This is a genomic window from Rubrivivax gelatinosus IL144 (assembly GCF_000284255.1).
GTDB classification, from domain to species: domain Bacteria; phylum Pseudomonadota; class Gammaproteobacteria; order Burkholderiales; family Burkholderiaceae_C; genus Rubrivivax; species Rubrivivax gelatinosus_A.
This window is the reverse complement of the sequence record NC_017075.1, coordinates 1,551,876-1,570,747: the sequence shown is the minus strand read 5'-3', so window position 1 is coordinate 1,570,747 and position 18,872 is coordinate 1,551,876. Positions and strand designations below refer to the sequence as shown.

The 18,872-nt window shown below is 71.7% G+C and carries 20 protein-coding genes; 11 read left to right on the top strand and 9 right to left on the bottom strand.

Features of this window, described 5'->3' with window-relative positions; translation table 11 throughout:
- Nucleotides 1–80: 80 nt before the first annotated feature.
- From RGE_RS07500 to RGE_RS07485, 4 genes are all read left to right on the top strand, one after another.
- Entirely contained in the window at nt 81–527 is a 447-nt protein-coding gene (locus RGE_RS07500; RefSeq protein ID WP_014427737.1) for a GatB/YqeY domain-containing protein, read from the top strand.
- A gap of 5 nt (nt 528–532) precedes the next feature.
- Complete coding sequence (locus tag RGE_RS07495; RefSeq protein WP_014427736.1) at nt 533–877, top strand: TIGR01244 family sulfur transferase; 345 nt, start codon at nt 533–535, stop codon at nt 875–877.
- 91 nt (nt 878–968) lie between these two features.
- Complete coding sequence (locus RGE_RS07490; protein WP_014427735.1) at nt 969–1,562, top strand: TRAP transporter small permease subunit; 594 nt, start codon at nt 969–971, stop codon at nt 1,560–1,562.
- Nucleotides 1,562–3,244, top strand: coding sequence for a TRAP transporter large permease (locus RGE_RS07485; protein WP_232505018.1), 1,683 nt, complete (start codon nt 1,562–1,564; stop codon nt 3,242–3,244). The genes RGE_RS07490 and RGE_RS07485 overlap by 1 nt, the downstream gene beginning before the upstream one ends.
- A 92-nt stretch (nt 3,245–3,336) precedes the next feature.
- Here RGE_RS07485 and RGE_RS07480 read toward each other — a convergent pair whose 3' ends face one another.
- Entirely contained in the window at nt 3,337–4,419 is a 1,083-nt protein-coding gene (locus tag RGE_RS07480; RefSeq protein WP_014427733.1) for a TRAP transporter substrate-binding protein, read from the bottom strand.
- A gap of 124 nt (nt 4,420–4,543) precedes the next feature.
- Complete coding sequence (gene pmbA, locus RGE_RS07475) at nt 4,544–5,923, bottom strand: metalloprotease PmbA (protein ID WP_014427732.1); 1,380 nt, start codon at nt 5,921–5,923, stop codon at nt 4,544–4,546.
- A gap of 90 nt (nt 5,924–6,013) precedes the next feature.
- Here pmbA and yjgA point away from each other — a divergent pair, with 90 nt between their 5' ends.
- A complete protein-coding gene (gene yjgA, locus RGE_RS07470; protein ID WP_014427731.1) occupies nt 6,014–6,574 on the top strand; it encodes a ribosome biogenesis factor YjgA in 561 nt (186 codons plus the stop codon).
- Nucleotides 6,571–7,161, top strand: coding sequence for a molybdopterin adenylyltransferase (mog, locus tag RGE_RS07465; RefSeq protein ID WP_014427730.1), 591 nt, complete (start codon nt 6,571–6,573; stop codon nt 7,159–7,161). Before yjgA ends, mog begins: the two co-directional genes overlap by 4 nt.
- A 1-nt stretch (nt 7,162) precedes the next feature.
- Here the strand turns inward: mog and cysE are convergent, their stop codons facing one another.
- Nucleotides 7,163–7,942 (bottom strand): serine O-acetyltransferase, encoded by a 780-nt coding sequence (cysE, locus tag RGE_RS07460; RefSeq protein WP_014427729.1) that lies wholly within the window; start codon nt 7,940–7,942, stop codon nt 7,163–7,165.
- Nucleotides 7,943–7,963: 21 nt separating this feature from the next.
- On the bottom strand, nt 7,964–8,686 hold the full coding sequence (locus RGE_RS07455; protein ID WP_014427728.1) for an RNA methyltransferase: 723 nt from the start codon (nt 8,684–8,686) through the stop codon (nt 7,964–7,966).
- 114 nt (nt 8,687–8,800) lie between these two features.
- Here RGE_RS07455 and RGE_RS07450 point away from each other — a divergent pair, with 114 nt between their 5' ends.
- The 5 genes from RGE_RS07450 to RGE_RS07430 all read left to right on the top strand — a co-directional run bounded on the left by RGE_RS07450 (nt 8,801) and on the right by RGE_RS07430 (nt 14,679).
- Nucleotides 8,801–9,769: an inositol monophosphatase family protein gene (locus RGE_RS07450; protein WP_014427727.1), complete on the top strand. Its 969-nt coding sequence runs from the start codon at nt 8,801–8,803 to the stop codon at nt 9,767–9,769.
- A gap of 52 nt (nt 9,770–9,821) precedes the next feature.
- Nucleotides 9,822–12,428 (top strand): DNA mismatch repair protein MutS, encoded by a 2,607-nt coding sequence (gene mutS, locus RGE_RS07445; RefSeq protein WP_014427726.1) that lies wholly within the window; start codon nt 9,822–9,824, stop codon nt 12,426–12,428.
- Nucleotides 12,429–12,556: 128 nt separating this feature from the next.
- A complete protein-coding gene (locus tag RGE_RS07440; protein WP_014427725.1) occupies nt 12,557–13,381 on the top strand; it encodes a proteasome-type protease in 825 nt (274 codons plus the stop codon).
- Between the two features lie 90 nt (nt 13,382–13,471).
- The gene (locus RGE_RS07435; RefSeq protein WP_014427724.1) at nt 13,472–14,287 is read left to right on the top strand and encodes an alpha/beta fold hydrolase; all 816 of its coding nucleotides are present in this window, start codon (nt 13,472–13,474) and stop codon (nt 14,285–14,287) included.
- Entirely contained in the window at nt 14,284–14,679 is a 396-nt protein-coding gene (locus RGE_RS07430) for a PPC domain-containing DNA-binding protein (protein ID WP_014427723.1), read from the top strand. Before RGE_RS07435 ends, RGE_RS07430 begins: the two co-directional genes overlap by 4 nt.
- A gap of 5 nt (nt 14,680–14,684) precedes the next feature.
- Here RGE_RS07430 and RGE_RS24375 read toward each other — a convergent pair whose 3' ends face one another.
- From RGE_RS24375 to RGE_RS07410, 5 genes are all read right to left on the bottom strand, one after another.
- Nucleotides 14,685–14,834 carry a hypothetical protein gene (locus tag RGE_RS24375; RefSeq protein WP_014427722.1) on the bottom strand — a complete coding sequence of 50 codons (150 nt, stop codon included), beginning with the start codon at nt 14,832–14,834 and terminating at the stop codon, nt 14,685–14,687.
- Nucleotides 14,835–14,943: 109 nt separating this feature from the next.
- Nucleotides 14,944–15,480, bottom strand: a complete 537-nt coding sequence (locus RGE_RS07425; RefSeq protein WP_014427721.1) for a histidine phosphatase family protein — start codon at nt 15,478–15,480, stop codon at nt 14,944–14,946.
- The gene (locus RGE_RS07420) at nt 15,473–16,258 is read right to left on the bottom strand and encodes an adenosylcobinamide-GDP ribazoletransferase (protein WP_014427720.1); all 786 of its coding nucleotides are present in this window, start codon (nt 16,256–16,258) and stop codon (nt 15,473–15,475) included. Before RGE_RS07420 ends, RGE_RS07425 begins: the two co-directional genes overlap by 8 nt.
- Entirely contained in the window at nt 16,248–17,276 is a 1,029-nt protein-coding gene (gene cobT, locus RGE_RS07415; RefSeq protein WP_014427719.1) for a nicotinate-nucleotide--dimethylbenzimidazole phosphoribosyltransferase, read from the bottom strand. The genes RGE_RS07420 and cobT overlap by 11 nt, the downstream gene beginning before the upstream one ends.
- 118 nt (nt 17,277–17,394) lie before the next feature.
- Entirely contained in the window at nt 17,395–18,867 is a 1,473-nt protein-coding gene (locus RGE_RS07410; protein ID WP_014427718.1) for a cobyric acid synthase, read from the bottom strand.
- Nucleotides 18,868–18,872 lie beyond the last annotated feature (5 nt).

Sequence of the window (18,872 nt, the reverse complement as noted above, 5' to 3'; positions counted from 1 at the left end):
TTCGGCCGCGCGCCACACCGAACAGCCCGCGCGGGACGCCGCTGCGGGCTTTTCCTTTTTGTCAGACGAAAGACGAAGACATGAGCCTGAAGGAACGGATCAGCGAAGACATGAAGGCCGCGATGCGGGCCAAGGACAGCGCGAAGCTTTCGACGATCCGCATGCTGCAGGCGGCGATCAAGCAGCGCGAGGTCGACGAGCGCGTGACGCTGGACGACGCGGCGGTCATCGCCATCGTCGACAAGCTGATCAAGCAGCGCAAGGACTCGGTCGTCGCCTTCGAGCAAGGCGGCCGCCCCGACCTCGTGGCCAAGGAAAGCGCCGAGATCACGGTGCTCGAAGCCTACGTGCCGCAACGCCTGTCGGCCGAGCAGATCGCCGCCGAGATCGCGGCGCTGGTGGCCGAACTCGGCGCCGCCGGCCCGGGTGACATGGGCCGCGTGATGGGCGCTGCCAAGACCCGGCTCGCGGGGAAGGCGGAAATGGCGCTGGTCTCCGCCGCGGTCAAGCAGGCTCTGGCAAAGTAAGGGGCATGAACGCCCCAGCCCTGCGCGCGATCGCCCCAGACGTCTACGTCGCTCCCCAACTCAGTCCGGAAGCGATGGCCGAGGCGGCCAGCGCCGGGTTCAGGAGCGTCATCAACAACCGGCCCGACCACGAACACGGGCCCGGTCAACCCAGCAGCGCGGAGATCGAGACCGCGGCCCGCGCGGCGGGGTTGGAGTACCGGCACCTGCCGGTCGACGGCGGCTACCAGTCGCCCGAAGAGATCGCCGCCTGCGCCGCGCTGCTGCGCGAGCTGCCACGGCCTCTGCTGATGTTCTGCCGCTCCGGCAGCCGGTCGGCACGGCTGTACCAGCTGGCCACGGCCCTCTGAGCCTGGCCACGCCGGCGCACGCCCGGCATCACGAGACGACGTCCGGCCCACCGGACGCAAGCGGCGGCCAGCGGCCGCCACTGGAGACGACGTGTCCGCCCTACTCCGCCTGTCCCGGCTGATCGACGCGCTCAACGAGTTCGTCGGCCGCCACCTCGCCTGGCTCGTGCTGGCGATGGTGCTGATCAGCGCGACCAACGCCGTCGCACGCAAGGTCTTCGCCGCCAGCTCGAACGCCTTTCTCGAGATCCAGTGGTACCTGTTCGCCGCCGTGTTCCTGCTCGCCGCGGGCTACACGCTGCTGCGCCAGGAGCACGTGCGCATCGACGTCGTGCTCGGTCGCTTCACGCGCCGCACCCAGGTCGTCGTCGAGTCGGTGTGCATCCTGCTCTTTCTGATGCCCTTCGGCTTTCTCGTCATCGACCTGGTGCTGCCGCTGGTCGTCAAGGCCTACGAGACCCAGGAGATGTCGTCCAACGCCGGCGGCCTGATCCGCTGGCCGGTCTACGCGCTGGTGCCGGCCGGCTTCTCGCTGCTGATGCTGCAAGGCATCTCCGAGCTCATCAAACGCATCGCCTTCCTGCGCGGCCAGGCGCCCGACCCGGGGCGGCGCGGCAAGGACAAGAGCGACGAGGAGGAACTCGCCGCCTTCCTCCGTGAACAGGCCGAGGGGGCGAAGAAGTGATCGAGTTCATCTCGGCCAACATGGCCCCGATCATGTTCGCCGGCCTGGTGCTGTTCCTGCTGGTCGGCTACTCGGTCGCGTTCTCGCTCGCCGCCTGCGGCCTGGTCTTCGGCTTCATCGGCATCGAGCTGGGCCTGCTGCCGCCGTCGCTGATGCAGGCGCTGCCGCTGCGCATCTTCGGGATCCTGCAGAACGACACGCTGCTGGCGGTGCCCTTCTTCACCTTCATGGGCCTGATCCTCGAGCGCTCGGGCATGGCCGAGGACCTGCTCGACACCATCGGCCAGCTCTTCGGCCCGGTGCGCGGCGGGCTCGCGTTCGCGGTGATCTTCGTCGGCGCGATGCTGGCGGCGACCACCGGCGTCGTCGCCGCCTCGGTGATCTCGATGGGCCTGATCTCGCTGCCGATCATGCTGCGCTACGGCTACGACCGGCGCGTGGCCAGCGGCGTCATCGCCGCCTCGGGCACGCTGGCACAGATCATTCCGCCGTCGCTGGTGCTGATCATCATGGCCGACCAGCTCGGCCGCAGCGTCGGCGACATGTACAAGGGCGCGTTCATCCCCGGCTTCGTGCTCACCGGGCTGTACGTGCTCTACGTCATCGGCGTGGCCTTCCTGCGCCCGGCCTGGGTGCCGGCGCTGCCGGCCGAGGCGCGCACGATCCGCGAGGACGACGGCAGCTCCGGGCTGCGCTCGCTGGGCGTGCTGACGCTGGTCTCGCTGGCCGCCGCGATCGCCTTCGCCAAGACCCGGCCCGACGAGATGCCGACCGACGAGCTGATCGTGCTGTCGATGTCGGTGGGCGTCGGCATCGCCTTCGCGCTCTCGGTGCTCAACCACGTCGCGCGGGCACGGCTGCTGTCGCGCATGGCCGAGCGCGTGACCTTCGTGCTGATCCCGCCGCTGGCGCTGATCTTCCTGGTGCTGGGCACGATCTTCCTGGGCATCGCGACGCCGACCGAAGGCGGCGCGATGGGCGCCGTCGGCGCGCTGGCGATGGCCGTCGGGCGCCGGCGCCTGTCGCTGCCACTGCTGCGCCAGGCGATGGACACGACGATGAAGCTGTCGTGCTTCGTGATGTTCATCCTGATCGGCTCGACGGTCTTCAGCCTGACCTTCCAGGGCGTCGAAGGGCCGAAGTGGGTGGAGCACCTGCTGACCGGCCTGCCCGGCGGCCAGGTCGGCTTCCTGATCGCGGTGAACGTGCTGATCTTCGTGCTCGCGTTCTTCCTCGACTACTTCGAGCTCGCGTTCATCGTCGTGCCGCTGCTGGCGCCGGTGGCCGACAAGCTGGGCATCGACCTCGTCTGGCTGGGCGTGCTGCTGGCGATCAACATGCAGACCTCGTTCATGCACCCGCCGTTCGGCTTCGCGCTGTTCTACCTGCGCAGCGTGGCGCCGGCCGAGGACTACGTCGATCGCCCGACCGGGCGGCGCATCGGGCGAGTGACGACCGGGCAGATCTACCGCGGCGCGATCCCGTTCGTGATCATCCAGATCATCATGGTCGCGCTGGTCATCGCCTTCCCGAACCTGGTCTCGGGCGGGCTGGACAAGAAGGCCGCGCTGGACACCAGCAACATCGTCATCGAGGCCCAGCCGCCGGCGGAGAACCGCGACGACAGCACCGAGAACCTGGACGATCTGTTCGGCACGCCGGCCAGCGCGCCCGGCAAGTAGGTCACCGGGCCGCCCAAGCAAAAGGCCCGCCGTGTCGCCACGGCGGGCCTTTCTCGTTGCGCTGCGGGCCGCTTGGGTGCGGCCGCGCGGCCTCAGATCTTCTGCGCCTGCATGTAGCTGTCGAAGCCGGCTTCGGCGAAACGCCACCACAGGTTCTGCTCGCTGCGGAACTTGGAGTAGTCGGTGTAGACCTTCTTCCACGCCGGGTTCTTGGTCGACAGCTCGGCGTACAGGCCCATCGCCTGCTTGAAGGCCTCGTCCATCGCGTCCTTCGGGAAGCGGAACAGCTTGGTGCCGCCGGCCACCAGCTGGCGCAGCGCGTTCGGGTTGCGCGCGTCGTACTTGGCCTGCATGTCGACGTGGGCCTCGGAGGCCGCCGCCTGCACCATCGCCTTGTACTCGGCCGACAGGCCGGCGAAGGCCTTGCTGTTGATGAAGAAGTCCAGCTGCGGGCCGCCTTCCCACCAGGCCGGGTAGGCGTAGTGCGGCGCCACCTTGTTGAAGCCCAGCTTCAGGTCGTCGTAGGGGCCGACCCACTCGGCGGCGTCGATCGTGCCCTTTTCCAGCGCCTGGTAGATCTCGGCGCCGGGCAGCGCCTGCACGACCACACCCAGGCGCTCCATCACCTGGCCGGTGACGCCGACGGTTCGAAAGCGCAGGCCCTTCATGTCGGCCAGCTTGGTGATCGGCTTGCGGAACCAGCCGCCCATCTGCGCGCCGGTGTTGCCGCCGGGGAAGTTGACGATGTTGTACGCGGCGTAGAACTCGCGCATCAGCGTCAGGCCGTTGCCTTCGTACATCCAGGCCGTCATCTGGCGCGAGTTCAGGCCGAAGGGGATCGCCGTGCCCAGCGCGAAGGTGATGTCCTTGCCGACGAAGTAGTACGGCGCCGTGTGCGCCATCTCGACGGTGCCGTTCTGCACGCCGTCGACGACGCCGAACGGCGGCATCAGCTCGCCGCCGGCGTGCACCGAGATCTGGAACTTGCCGCCCGACATCTCGCCGACACGCTTGGCGAACAGTTCGGCCGCACCGAAGATGGTGTCGAGCGACTTCGGAAAGCTCGACGCCAGGCGCCAGCGGATGTTGGCCTGCGCATGCACGATGGCCGGCGCGCTGCCGGCGGCGAGCACGCCGGCCAGGCCGGCGCCTCGGACGAAGGAACGACGTTCCATGAAGCTGTCTCCTGATCCCGAGAACGCTGAAGGGTTCGGGTGCGCAGGATTCTAGGCAGCGCCCCCCAGGGCCTCCGGGGGGTTTTCCCGTTCAGGGGGGCGGCGCTGGCGCGCCGCAACAACGTCAGGCGCCCGCCAGCTTCATGCGCTCGATCAGCACCGAGCCGACGGCCTTGCTGCCCTGCACGTAGACGTCCGAGCCGATCGCGGCGATGCCGGCCAGCATCTCGCGCAGGTTGCCGGCGATCGTCACCTCGTGCACCGGGAAGGCGATGCGGCCGTCCTCGACCCAGTAGCCGGCGGCACCACGCGAGTAGTCGCCGGTGACGTAGTTCAGGCCCTGGCCCATCAGCTCGGTGACGAAGAGGCCGCGGCCCAGGCGGCGCAGCATCGCGTCGAGGTCGTCGCCCGGCTGCGTCAGCCGGCTGGTCATCGCCAGGTTGTGCGAGCCGCCGGCGTTACCGGTGGTGCGCAGGCCCAGCTTGCGTGCCGAGTAGCTCGACAGGAAGTAGCCCTGCACGACGCCGGCGTCGACGACGCGGCGGCCCGAGGTGCGCACGCCTTCGTCGTCGAAGGGCGCGCTGCCCTTGCCTTTGGCGGCGTGCGGGTCCTCGACGATGTCGACGTGCGCCGGCAGCACCTTCTCGCCCAGGCAGCCGTGCAGGAAGCTGGCCTTGCGGTACAGCGCGCCGCCCGAGGTCGCCTGCACGTAGGCGCCCAGCAGCCCGGCCGCGACGGTCGACTCGAACAGCACCGGCACCTCGGCGGTGGCGACGCGGCGCGACTTGAGCCGCGACAGCGCGCGTTCGGCGGCGTAGCGGCCGACGGCCTCGGGCGAGGCCAGCTCGCTGGCGTCGCGCATCGAGCTGTACCAGGCGTCGCGCTGCATGTCGTGGCGGCGGCCGGGCAGCGAGGCGATCGGCGCCACCGACAGGTAGTGGCGCGAGCTGGCGTAGCCGCCGCGGAAGCCGCGCGTGTTGCCGGCCCAGAAGTGCGACTGCTGCGCCGAGACGCCGGCGCCTTCGGAATTGGTGATGCGGCGGTCGACGGCGAAGGCCGCAGCCTCGCAGCGCCGCGCCAGCTCGGCGGCGCCGGCGGCGTCGATCGCCCAGGGATGGAACAGGTCCAGGTCGCGCGCGGCCTCTTCGGCCGTGGCCAGGTCCTGCTCGTCGGGCAGACCGGCCACCGGGTCTTCGGCGGTGAAGCGCGCGATGTCGTAGGCCGCCTGCACGGTGCGTTGGATCGCCGCGGGCGAGAAGTCCGAGGTGCTGGCGTTGCCGCGGCGGTGGCCGAGGTAGATGCTGACACCCAGCGACTTGTCCTGGTTGCGCTCGACGTTCTCGAGCTCGCCCTTGCGCACCGAGACCGACAGGCCGACGCCTTCGGAGACCTCGACGCCGGCGTCGCTGGCGCCGAGCTTCTTCGCCCGGGAGAGAACGTCGTCGACGATCTGCTGGAACTGTTCGCGGCGGTAGGCGAAGCCGGGGGCGCTGGAGGTCGTCATCGTGGGGAGGAACGGGCCGGAACCGGCTCGGAAGTGCGAGAAAGGGGCGCCCGACTATGATACCGGCCCGCTTCCAAGACCCTGACCGCGATGACCCGACGCGCAGCCCCGCACCGCGGCCTCGAACTCCCCTACGGCGGCGGCAACGACGCCGACGACGACGATCGCCCCAGCAAGACCCAGCTCAAGCAGAAGTCGCACGACCTGCAGGCGCTGGGCGTCGAACTCGCGGCGCTGTCCGACGAGCGCCTGGCCGCCACCGAGATGCCCGAGGCCTTGCGCGACGCGATCGAGGAATACCGCCGCACGCGCTCGCACGAAGGCCGGCGCCGCCAGATGCAGTACGTCGGCAAGCTGATGCGCTCGGCCGACGAAGCCGTGCTGCGCGAGGCCGTCGCCGCCGCCGCGCTGGGCTCGGCGCGCGAGACGCTGAAGCTGCACGAGGTCGAACGCTGGCGCAGCGAGCTGATCGCCGACGACAGCGCCGTCGAGCGCTGGGTGCAGGCCCATCCCGAGACCGACGTGCAGCGCCTGCGCAGCCTGGTGCGCGCCGCGCGCCGCGACGCCGCCGCCAGCGTCGAGCAGCGCCAGACGAAGAACTTCCGCGAGCTGTTCCAGTTCCTCAAGCCCTTCATCGGGGACGCGGTGTGAGCGCGCTCGACCCCGTGCGCATCGGCCTGGTCTCGATCAGCGACCGGGCTTCGTCCGGCGTCTACGAGGACAAGGGCCTGCCGGCGCTGCGCGCCTGGCTGTCGGCGGCGCTGCGCAACCCGGTCGAATGGGAGGAACGGCTGATCCCCGACGAACGGCCGCTGATCGCCGCGACGCTGCGTGAACTGGTCGACGAGCGCGGCTGCGCCTTGGTGCTGACCACCGGCGGCACCGGCCCGGCGCCGCGCGACGTGACGCCCGAGGCGACACGCGACGTCGCCGAACGCGAGCTGCCGGGCTTCGGCGAGCAGATGCGCCAGATCAGCCTGGCCTTCGTGCCGACGGCGATCCTGTCGCGCCAGACGGCGGTGGTGCGTGGCCAGGCGCTGATCCTCAACCTGCCCGGCCAGCCCAAGGCCATCGCCGAGACGCTGGAAGGCCTGCCGCAGGCGACACCGCCGGTGCGCGGCATCTTCTCCGCGGTGCCCTACTGCATCGACCTGATCGGCGGGCCGTACCTGGAGACCGACCCGGCGCGCTGCGCCGCGTTCAGACCGAAGTCCGCACAGCGGCCGGCCTCGGCCTGAATCACTTCACGAGGCGGTTCAGGCGGTCGGCGTCGAAACGCTCGGTCGTGTGCGCGTCCTGCGGCACGCAGTCGGCGGCCGGCAGTTCGCGCGAACGGGCGGCCAGCTTCTCGATCGCCTGCCACAGCAGCGCGATCTGGTGCTCGTGGCCCGAGGCGCTGTCGATCAGGCCCTTCATCGCCAGCGACACCGGGTCGTCGCCCTGCGTGACGCCGTAGGCCGAGAAGCCCAGGCGCGCGGCACGTTCCTCGCGCTCGGCGTCGGCGTGCTTGACTACGATGCGCGCCGGGATGCCGACCGCGGTGGCGCCCGGCGGCACCGGCTGCAGCAGCACGGCGTTGGAGCCGACACGCGCGCCGTCGCCGACGGTGAAGCCGCCCAGCACCTTGGCACCGGCGGCGACGATGACGCCGCGGCCCAGCGTCGGGTGGCGCTTGGCGCCACGCTCCAGCGAGGTGCCGCCCAGCGTCACGCCGTGGTAGAGCGTGCACTCGTCGCCGACCTCGGCCGTTTCGCCGATCACCAGGCCCATGCCGTGGTCGATGAAGACGCGGCGGCCGATCGTCGCGCCGGGGTGGATCTCGATGCCGGTGGCCCAGCGCGAGACGTGCGAGATGAAACGCGCCAGCCAGCGGAAACCATGCAGCCAGCACCAGTGCGCGCGCCGGTGCATCACCAGCGCATGCAGGCCCGGATAACAGGTCAGCACCTCCCACGTCGAACGGGCGGCGGGATCGCGCTCGCGGATGCAGGCGATGTCCTCTCGCAGACGGGCGAACATGAGGGTGGGCTCCGGGGGGAATCAGTCGCGTTTCAGTGTAGCCGCACGTGCGATTCCTCGCAGGATCTGCACTTCTTCATGCGTCAAACGCATACGGTTGGCCAGCTGGTTGAGCCGCGGCATCAGCTTCTTCGGTGCCTCGGGGTCGAGGAAACCGATCTCGACCAGCGTGCGCTGCCAGTGCTCGAGCACGCCCTGCACCGCCGCGGCATCGGCCAGGCGCGGGTCGGCGGTGCGTGCGACGACCGGGAAACCGCCCTGCGCCTGGCGCCAGTCGTAGGCCAGGATCTGCACCGCCTGGGCCAGGTTCAGCGAGCCGTAGTCGGGGTGCGTCGGGATCGAGAGGCAGACGTGGCAGCGGTAGACGTCGTCGTTGGCGAGCCCCGTGCGCTCGGGGCCGAAGACGAAGGCCACGCGGTCGTCGCCGCGTGCGGCCAGCTCGGCGAAGTGCGGGCGTGGGGCCGCCGTCGGCGGGCCGAAGTCGCGCGGCGTCATCGCCGTCGCGCAGGCGTGCGTCACGCCGTCCAGCGCCTCCGCCAGCGTGGCGACGACACGCGCGCCGGCGAGCACGTCGGTGGCGCCGCTGGCCATCGCCAGCGTCTCCTCGCGCTGCAGCACGTCGGCCCAGCGCGGGCGAACCAGCACAAGATCCGTGAAGCCCATCACCTTCATCGCACGCGCAGCGGCGCCGACGTTGCCGGCATGGCTGGTTTCCACGAGAACGAATCGGGTCGGGTCGGTCATCGCCGTTAAAATGCCGGGTTGCACACGCTGCGGGGCGCGCATTGTCGCCGCCCCGGGCGCGCACCGCTCTTTCATCCCGCCCCGCCCCCACTCCCCTACGAACAGGCCCTGCCCATGTCGACCGCGATCCATCCCATGCTCAACATCGCCGTGAAGGCGGCCCGCGCGGCAGGTTCCATCATCAACCGGGCGGCGCTGGATCTGGACGTGCTGAAGGTCGGCAGCAAGGGCCCCAACGACTTCGTCACCGAGGTCGACCGCGCGGCCGAGCAGGCCATCATCGACACGCTGCTGGACGCCTACCCGGGCCACGGCATCCTGGCCGAGGAGTCGGGCCGCGAACACGGCTCGCGCGACAGCGAGTTCGTCTGGATCATCGACCCGCTGGACGGCACGACCAACTTCCTGCACGGCTTCCCGGTCTACGCGGTGTCGATCGCGTTGGCCCACCGCGGCGTGGTGCAGCAGGCCGTCGTCTACGACCCGACGCGCAACGACCTCTTCTACGCCTCGCGCGGCCGCGGCGCCTTCCTCAACGACCGTCGTCTGCGGGTCTCCAAGCGCACGCGGCTGTCGGACTCGCTCGTCGGCACCGGCTTCCCGTTCCGCAAGGGCGACAACTTCAAGCGCTACGTGAAGATGTTCGAGGAGGTGATGCAGAGCTGCGCCGGCCTGCGCCGCCCGGGCGCCGCCGCGCTGGACCTGTGCTACGTCGCCGCAGGCTACTACGACGGCTTCTTCGAGACCGGTCTGAGCCCCTGGGACATCGCCGCAGGCTCGCTAATGATCACCGAGGCCGGCGGCCTGATCGGCAACTTCACCGGCGAAGCCGACTTCCTGTATCAGCGCGAAGTCGTCGCCGGCAACCCGAAGGTCTACGGCCAGCTGGTGCAGGTCCTGGCGCCGTACACCCGCATCATCAAGGAACCCGAGGCCGCGCCGGCCGCCGCCGACGCGCAGCCCGACGCGACCGACGCCTTCGTCGCCGCCGTCACGCCGGCACCGGCCGCCCCGGCCGAGAAGAAGCGCCCGACGCGCATCCGCAAGGTCGACCTGGCCAAGCCGGGCGACGCCCCGGTCTGACATCCGAGACCGCGGCGCCCGGCGCGCCGCTTTCCCGCTCCACGCGCCCCGAATGACCGACGCTTCCCCGCCGCTGCGCCGCCCCGACGCGCTCGACGACGCGGCCCTGGCCGCGCACACGCCGATGATGGCGCAGTACCTGCGCATCAAAGCGGAGTTCCCCGACACGCTCGTCTTCTACCGGATGGGCGATTTCTACGAGCTCTTCTACGACGACGCGCGCAAGGCCAACCGGCTGCTGGACATCACGCTGACGACACGCGGCCAGAGCGCCGGCGAGCCGGTGGTGATGGCCGGCGTGCCGGTGCATTCGGTCGACGCCTACCTCGCGCGCCTGCTGAAGCTGGGTGAGGCGGTAGCGATCGCCGAGCAGGTCGGCGAGGTCGGCGCCGCCAAGGGCCCGGTCGAACGCAAGGTGGTGCGCGTCGTCACGCCGGGCACGGTGACCGACAGCGAGCTGCTGGCCGAACGCAGCGACACGCTGCTGCTGGCCGTGCACCGCCAGCGCAACAGCTGGGGCCTGGCCTGGCTGGGCCTGGCCAGCGGCGAGCTCGGGCTCACCGAATGCGCCGAACGTGAACTCGCCGGCTGGCTGGCGCGGCTGCAGCCGGCCGAGCTGCTGCACGACGGCAGCGGCGAGCTGCCGGCGGCGCTGGCCCAGGCGCCCTGCGCACGCACGGCGCGCCCGGCCTGGCAGTTCGAGTCGGCTTTGGGCGAACGCAAGCTGCGCGAGCAGCTGCAGGTCGCGACGCTGGCCGGCTTCGGCGCCCAGGAACTGAAGGTCGCGCATGCCGCCGCCGCGGCGCTGCTGAGTTTTGCCGAACACACCCAGGGGCGCGCGCTGGCGCATCTGCGCAGCGTCGCCGTGCCGCGCTCCAGCGAGCTGATCGAGCTGCCGCCGGCCACGCACCGCAACCTCGAGCTGGTGCAGACGCTGCGCGGCGAGGACAGCCCGACGCTGCTGTCGCTGCTGGACACCTGCCGCACCGGCATGGGCAGCCGCCGACTGCGCCACTGGCTGACGCATCCGCAGCGCGACCGCAGCGAGGCGCGCGCGCGCCACGAAGCCATCGCCTGCCTGATGGACCGGAGCTTCGAGCCGCTGCGCGACGCGCTGCGCGGCGTCAGCGACGTCGAGCGCATCACCGCGCGCATCGCGCTGCGCCAGGTGCGCCCGCGCGAGCTGTCGGGCCTGCGCGCGACGCTGCTGGGCCTGCCGGCGCTGCGCGGCGCGGTGCCGGCCGGCGCGCCGCTGCTCGCCGAGTTCGACGCCGCGCTGGCGCCCGACGACGGCATCGCCAACGTGCTGTCGGCCATCGCCGAGGAGCCGGCGGTGATGCTGCGCGACGGCGGCGTCATCGCCGCCGGCGTCGACGCCGAGCTCGACGAGCTGCGCGCGATCAGCCAGAACTGCGACGCCTTCCTGCTCGACCTGGAAGCGCGCGAACGCGCCCGCACCGGCATCGGCAACCTGCGCGTGCAGTTCAACAAGGTGCACGGCTTCTACATCGAGGTCACGAGTTCCGGCCGCGACAAGGTGCCGGCCGACTACCAGCGCCGCCAGACGCTGAAGAACGCCGAGCGCTACATCACGCCCGAGCTGAAGGCCTTCGAGGACAAGGCGCTGTCGGCGCAGGAACGTGCGCTGGCGCGCGAGAAGTGGCTCTACGAGCAGGTGCTCGACGCGCTGCAGCCGCTGCTGCCGCCGCTGACCGCGCTGGCGCGCGCGCTGGCCTCGCTGGACGCGCTGGCGACGCTGGCCGAACGTGCCGCGGCGCTGGGCTGGTGCCGGCCGGAGTTCGTGCCCTACCCCTGCATCGAGATCGAGGCCGGCCGCCATCCGGTCGTCGAGGCGCGGCTGCGCGAGACCGGCGCCGGGCCTTTCATCGCCAACCACTGCCGGCTCGACGCGAAGACCAAGCTGCTGGTCATCACCGGCCCCAACATGGGCGGCAAGAGCACCTTCATGCGCCAGGTGGCGCTGATCGTGCTGCTGGCGGCGATGGGCTCGTACGTGCCGGCCACGGCCTGCCGGCTGGGGCCGGTCGACGCGATCCACACCCGCATCGGCGCCGCCGACGACCTGGCCAACGCGCAGTCGACCTTCATGCTCGAGATGACCGAGGCCGCGGCCATCGTGCACACCGCCACCGAGCACAGCCTGGTGCTGATGGACGAGATCGGCCGCGGCACCAGCACCTTCGACGGCCTGGCGCTGGCCGCGGCCATCGCCAGCCAGCTGCACGACCGCAACCGCAGCTTCACGCTGTTCGCGACGCACTACTTCGAGCTCACCGAGTTCCCGGCCGAGCACGAGCGCGCGCTGAACCTGCACGTCGGTGCCGTCGAGAGCGGGCACGACATCGTCTTCCTGCACCAGATCGAACCCGGCCCGGCCAGCCGCAGCTACGGCGTGCAGGTCGCGCGCCTGGCCGGCATGCCGGCGGCGGTGATCCGCCAGGCGCGTGCGACGCTGGAGGCGCTGGAAGCCAAGGCCCAGGCCGGCCATGCCCAGGTCGACCTGTTCGCGCCGCCGCCGGCCGCCGCAGCGCCCGAGCCTTCGGCGGTGGAAGCGGCGCTGGCCGGGATCGACCCCGACCGCCTGGCGCCGCGCGAGGCGCTGGACGCGCTCTACAAGCTCAAGGCCTTGCTCGGCTGAAGCGCGAGGCGCTTCACGCCGCGCGGCCGGCGGCGGCAACAAAGGGGGCGCGCCGAGAGCGACGCCCTGTTACGCTTGCCGCCTCCCATCGCGCTCAAGCCCGGGCCACCGCACCCGTTACTCCAGGCATGACTTACTGCGTCGGCATCCGGCTCGAAGCCGGGCTCGTCTTCCTCTCCGACTCGCGCACCAACGCGGGCCTCGACCAGATCAGCACCTATCGCAAGATGATGATCTACGAGCGCCCCGGCGACCGCTTCATGGTGATGCTGTCGGCCGGCAACCTGAGCATCAGCCAGAGCGTGCGCGAGATCCTGCAGGTCGAGAAGCTGGACAACGGCGACGAGGAACCGCTGACGATCTGGAACGCGCGCAGCATGTTCGACGCCACGCGCGTGCTCGGCGCCGCGGTGCGCCGTGTCTACCAGCAGGACGGCCCGTCGCTGAAGGCTGCCGGCGTCGACTTCAACACCAGCATGATCTTCGGCGGCCAGATCCGCGGCGAGGCGATGCGCATGTTCCTGGTCTATTCGGCCGGCAACTTCATCGAGGCCACGCGCGAGACCTGCTTCTTCCAGATCGGCGAGAGCAAGTACGGCAAGCCCATCCTCGACCGCGTGCTGACGCCGTCCACACCGCTGGACGAAGCCGCCAAGTGCGCGCTGGTGTCGATGGACTCGACGCTGAAGTCCAACCTCTCGGTCGGCCTGCCGCTGGACCTGATGGTCTACCGCGCCGGCGCGCTGTCCTCGGGCGACCACGTCTGCATCGACGAGCAGAACCCGTACTTCCGCATGATCCGCAGCACCTGGGGCCAGCGCCTGCGCGAAGTCTTCGAGTCGATCGACGACCCGCGCTGGGACGGCGGCGACACCGCTCACCCGCTGCTGTCGCGCCATTCGCGCTACGAGCCGATGCGGAAAATCACGCACCCTGGAGAGAGGATCGTCTGATCCACGGCCGCGCCGCGGCCGCCTGTCCCGCCGGAGACGTGCTCCGCGTCCCGGTTGTCGACGATCATTCGCCGTCCACGAATACTGCAGATGGCCACGGAGCATTCCCCCATCGTCTTCTCGCACGCCAACGGCTTTCCGGCCGGCAGCTACGGCGTGCTGTTCGCGCACTGGCGCGCCGCCGGGCACGAGGTGCTGGCGCTGCCCAAGGTCGGCCACGACCCGCGCTACCCCGTCACCGGCAACTGGCCGCACATCGCGCGCCAGCTGCTGGACTTCGTCGACCAGGCGGCGCCGGGCCGGCGCGTGCACTTCGTCGGCCACTCGCTGGGCGGCTACCTGAGCCTGATGGCGGCCTGCCGGCGGCCCGAGATCGCCGCCTCGGTCGTGATGCTCGATTCGCCGGTGCTCGCCGGCTGGCGTGCGCACAGCGTGCAGGTGGCCAAGGCGACCCGGCTGATCGGCCGCATCTCGCCGGGCAAGGTGTCCAAGGCGAGGCGCCAGCACTGGCCCTCGGCCGAGGCGGCGCTGGAGCACTTCGCGAAGAAGGCGGTGTTCGCACGCTGGGACCCGCGCGTGCTGGCCGACTACATCGCCCACGGCACCGAGCCTGACCCGACCGGCGGCGTGCGTCTGGCCTTCCACCGCGACGTCGAGACGCGCTTCTACAACACGCTGCCGCACCACCTGGGCGAGCTGGTGCACCGGCATCCGCCGCGCTGCCCGGTGGCCTTCATCGGCGGCACGCAGTCGGCCGAGGTGCGCCAGGTCGGCTTGGCGGCCACCCGCGCGATCACGCGCGGCCAGGTCGAGTGGATCGCCGGCACGCACCTGATCCCGATGGAGCAGCCACTGGCGGTGGCCGACGCGGTGCTGGCGCGCCTGGCGGCGGCCGAAGCGGCATGAAGACGCTGCCGCTGCGGCTGGCGCCCGGCGCCGACCTGCGGCGTGCGCTGGAAGCGGCGCTGGCCGAACACGGCGCCGAGGCCGGCTTCGTGCTGCAAGGCATCGGCAGCCTGCAGCCGGCCGTGCTGCGGCTGGCCGGCGCCGAGACGACGGTGGCGCCCGAAGGCAGCGTCGAGCTGCTGACGCTGGCCGGCAGCGTGGCGCCCGGGGCGTCGCACCTGCATGCCAGCGTCTCCGACGCGGCGGGCCGCGTGCTCGGCGGCCATCTGGGCTACGGCGCTATCGTGCTGACGACGGCCGAAGTGCTGCTCGTGTTGTTGCCCGACTGGGCTTTCTCGCGCGAGCCCGACACGGCGACGGGGTACGCGGAACTGGTGGTGCGGCGGCGCTGAGCGCCTCAGGCGCGCGGCGCCGGCACGGCAGCCAGCTGGCCGGCCGAGGCGGTGGCCTGCGGGGTGGCGAGGAAGTCCACGCTCTCCAGCACGCCCAGGGTCATCAGCGCGGCCAGACCGAAGGCGGCGGCACGGGCAACGAAGCTGTCTTTCATTTCGCTCTCCATCGGGTGGCGTTGTCGATGGAGTGAACTCTAGGCAGCGGCCCCGGGCGCCGCGAGCCGCGTGCGACGAAGTGCGGAGCGCGGCCGATGAACTGCGTTTTCAGCCGCGCCAGACGACGCACTCGCCGTGGCGCGGCGGTGTCGGCCAGTCGCGCGCGGCAAAGTCGGTCGCACCACGCGGCACGGCGCGCAGCGCGTTCAGCCAGCCGGCGTGGCCGACGGCCAGGCGCACGCCCTGCACCGCGCCGGCCCAGCCGTGCACCCGCGCCGTCAGCGCCTCCAGCGTCTCGCCGCCGCCCGGCGCGTAGCGCCAGAGGTCGTTCTGCCAGGCCTCGACCTCGGCCCAGTCGATGTCGCTCCAGCGACGTCCGTCCCAGGCGCCGAAGTCGAGTTCGGCGAGGCCGGCGTCGACCTCGACCCGCCAGCCCCAGCGCGCCAGCCAGCGGCCGACCTCGCGGCAGCGCGCCAGCGGCGACACCGTCACCGCCCGCGGCAGGCCGTTACGGCGCGCCGCGGCGCGGATGCGGTGCGCCAGGCGCTTGGCGCGGCGCCGGTCGACCGGCAGGTCGGTGCGGCCCAGACAGCGGCCGGCGGCGCCGGCCACACGCGGATGTCGCCAGGCCCAGAGTTCAGCCATGCTGCATGCCCGCCAGGAAGGTGAGGTAGACGCCGAGTTCGGCGAACTGCTGCGCCGCGCCCAGCGTGTCGCCGGTGTAGCCGCCCAGCCGGCGCGCCAGCCAGCGCGCCATCCACAGCGTCACCGCGCCGACGACCAGCGCCGCCAGCGTCGTGTGCGCCAGGTCCAGCCGCCACAGCACCGCCGCGGCGCCCGCCGCCGCGCACCAGCCGACGACGACCGCCAGCGTGCCCACGCTCGCCTTCTGCGCCAGCGGCTTGGACTTGGCGTGCTCCAGGTCGCCGGCGTAGCTGAGCAGGCGCAGCATCAGCACCGGCACCGCACGCGACCAGGCGTGCGCCAGCGGCAGGATGGCCAGCGTGGCGAGGAAGTCGCGTGTCGCCAGCCCGTGCAGCGCCGCGGCCTTCAGGCCGAGCACGGCCACCAGCCCGCAGGCGCCGTAGCTGCCGATGCGCGAGTCCTTCATGATCGTGAGCGCCTTCTCGCGGCTCACCGCGCCGCCCAGCGCGTCGAAGGTGTCGGCCAGGCCGTCCTCGTGGAAGGCGCCGGTCATCCAGACCGTGGCCGCCATCGACAGCCCGACGGCCACCGGCGCCGGCCACAGCGGTGCCGCGAACCACAGCACCGCGGCGCCGAAGCCGCCGACCACCAGGCCGACGGCCGGGTAGTAGCGCGAGCTGGCGTGCATCAGCTCCGGCCGCCAGCCCACCCAGGCCGGCACCGGCACGCGCGTCATGAACTGAAGCGCGACGAAGAACAGCCTCAGCTCATGCAGCACTGCTGACCTGCGCCGACTCGAAGCTCGCCATCTCGGCCAGGATCAGCTCGGCCGACTTGATCAGCGGCCAGGCCAGCGCCGCGCCCGAGCCTTCGCCCAGGCGCAGGCCCAGGTCGACGAGCGGGCGCACGCCCAGCAGCGACAGCCAGCGGCCGTGGCCGTTCTCGGCAGAGCCGTGCGAGAACACGCAGGCGCCGAGCACGCGCGGCTCGATCGCCGCGGCCACCGCCACCGCCGAGGTGGTGATGAAGCCGTCGACGACGATCAGGCGGCGCAGCGCCGCGGCCTGCAGCACGGCGCCGACCATGGTCGCGATCTCCGGGCCGCCGAGCGCGGCCAGCGCCGCCATCGGCGTCTTCGCGTCGGGGTGGCGGTCCAGCGCGCGCTGCAGCACGGCCGCCTTGTGGGCGACGCCGGCCGGGTCCAGGCCGGTGCCGCGGCCGGCGCACTGCTCGATCGACAGCCCGGTCAGGCGCGCCATCAGCAGCGCCGCCGGCGAGGTGTTGGCGATGCCCATCTCGCCGAGCATCAGCACGTTGCCCGGCAGGTCGCGCACGAAGGCCGCGCCGTTGGCGATCGCGGCTTCGCACTCGGCGTCGCTGAGGGCCTGGGTCTGCGTGCTGTCGGCGCTGCCGCGGCAGCACTTGGCGGCGACCAGGCCGGGCGCCGGCGCGAAGTCTTCCTTCACGCCGCAGTCCAGCACCGTCAGCGCCAGGCCGTGCTGGCGCGCCAGCACCGAGATCGCGGCGCCGCCGGCCAGCATGTTGTGCACCATCTGCACCGTCACTTCCTGCGGGAAGGCCGAGACGCCTTGCGCGGCGATGCCGTGGTCACCGGCGAAGATGACCATCTGCGGCGCGTCGAGCCGCGGGTTCTCGCGCCCCTGCACCAGCGCCATCTGCAGCGCGACGGCCTCGATGCGGCCGAGCGAGCCCTGCGGCTTGGTCTTCTGGTCGAGCCGGTGCTGCACGCGCGCGGCGAGTTGGGGGTCTTGGAAGTCGGGGACGGAGAAGTTCATGGAGCACTGGCCGCCGAAGCGGCACGACGATGGAAGCTCCGGCGGACGGTCGCCGCCGGGTGACGCAGGACACGAAACACGGCGCCGGCCGCCCTGCAAGGCCACGGCGCCGCTGGGTTCAAGCGAGCAGCAGGCGCTCCAGCGTGCCGGGCGTGAACGCCGCCTCGACGTGGTCGGCCAGGCCTTCGAAGACGCTCTGCAGCGTCGGCACGGTGTCGCCGTACAGCGCGTGGAGCACGTTCGGCGACTCGAACAGGCCGTGGGCGTAGACGCCCAGCACGTTGCCGCGCTGCCAGCCGATCACCAGGCCGGCGGGGTCGTGCAGCACCGGCCGCGCGGCGTCGGACAGCGCCACGGTGCGGCCGCAGTGAATCTCGTAGCCGGCGGCCTCGACGCCGGACAGCGCGTGCCAGGCGCCGTCGGTGGCGCCGAAACACACGCGCGCCGGCTGCACGTGCTTGTCGGCGACGAAGCCGGTGGCCAGCGGCAGCAGACCCAGGCCGGGCGCCGAGAAGCCGACGTCGCCGTCGTGGCCCTCGGGGTCGGCCAGCGTCTGGCCCAGCATCTGCAACCCGCCGCAGACGCCGATCACCGGGCCGCCGGCGGCGGCGTGGCGGGCGATGGCCGCGTCCAGGCCGCGGGCGCGCAGCCAGGCGAGGTCGCCGCTGACCTGCTTGGAGCCGGGCAGGATGATGCAGTCCACGCCTTCGAGCGCCGCCGCGTCGCGCGCCCAGATCAGGCGCAGGCCCTCGACGCGCGCCAGCGGCTGGAACTCGTCGAGGTTGCTGATGTGCGGGTAGGCGACGATGGCGATGCGCCGGCGCGCCGGGCCGCGGCCGATCGGCGCTTCGTCGAGCATGCCGTCTTCCTCGGGCAGTCCGTGGTCGCGCCACATCGGCACGACGGCCAGCGTCGGCACGCCGGTGCGCTCTTCCAGCTGCTGCGGCGCCGGCGCCAGCAGCGCCGGGTCGCCGCGGAAGCGGTTCAGCACGAAGCCCTGCAGCTGCGGTTTCAGGTCGTCGGGCAGCAGCGCCCAGGTGCCGTACAGGTGGGCGAAGGAGCCGCCGCGGTCGATGTCGCTGACGAGGAGCGCCCGGGCCTCGGCCCAGCGTGCGGTCTGCAGATTGACGTAGTCGTGCGGCGCGAGGTTGATCTCGGCCGGCGAGCCGGCGCCTTCGATGATCAGCAGCTCGTGGCGGCGCTGCAGCCGCTCCAGGCTGTCGCGCGCGGTGGCGGCCAGCAGCTCGCTGCGCTCGCGCCAGCCGGCACGCGACAGCCCCGGTTCGACACGCCCGTGCAGCAGCACCTGGCTGGCGGTGTCGCGCTCGGGCTTGAGCAGCACCGGGTTGTGCTCGACCGACGGCGCCAGCCCCGAGGCCAGCGCCTGGAAGTACTGCGCCGCGCCGATCTCGCCCCAGCCACCGTCCAGCGCCGGCACGACTCGGGCGTTGTTGCTCATGTTCTGCGCCTTGAACGGCGCGACGTCGACGCCGCGGCGCGCAGCCCAACGGCACAAAGCGGTGGCCAGCCAGCTTTTCCCGGCGCCGCTCGTCGTACCCCAGACGATCAGCGCCCTAGCCTTCTTTTCCATCACGA